Below are 303 nucleotides of genomic sequence, written 5' to 3' on the forward strand. Positions count from 1 at the left end.
TAACGTCGATTTCGGTATCGCCGGACAGCGCAGCTCTAAAAGTTGGGAAGGATGCTCAACTTGCGGTCACCGCGGTGTATAGCGACGGAAGCAAGAAAGACGTTACAAGCGACGCAGATTATCGTACAGCTAACCCAAGCATTGCTGCGGTAAGCGATACCGGCAAGGTGACAGCCGTTGGAAAAGGTGAAACGACAGTAACCGTAGCTTACGAAGGTAAAACCTACGCGGTACCTGTTACCGTTACAGAAGAAACGACAACCCCAGTCAAAGTAACGTCGATTTCGGTATCGCCGGACAGCG

1 protein-coding gene is annotated in these 303 nt (G+C 51.5%); it reads left to right on the forward strand.

Annotated elements, in window-relative coordinates:
* Positions 1–303, forward strand: a 303-nt coding sequence (locus tag BBG47_RS28660) for an Ig-like domain-containing protein (RefSeq protein ID WP_175400684.1), incomplete at both ends; no start/stop codon positions are given.

It is taken from the genome of Paenibacillus sp. KS1 (assembly GCF_001680695.1).
In the GTDB taxonomy this organism is placed as follows: Bacteria; Bacillota; Bacilli; order Paenibacillales; family Paenibacillaceae; genus Paenibacillus_B; species Paenibacillus_B suaedae.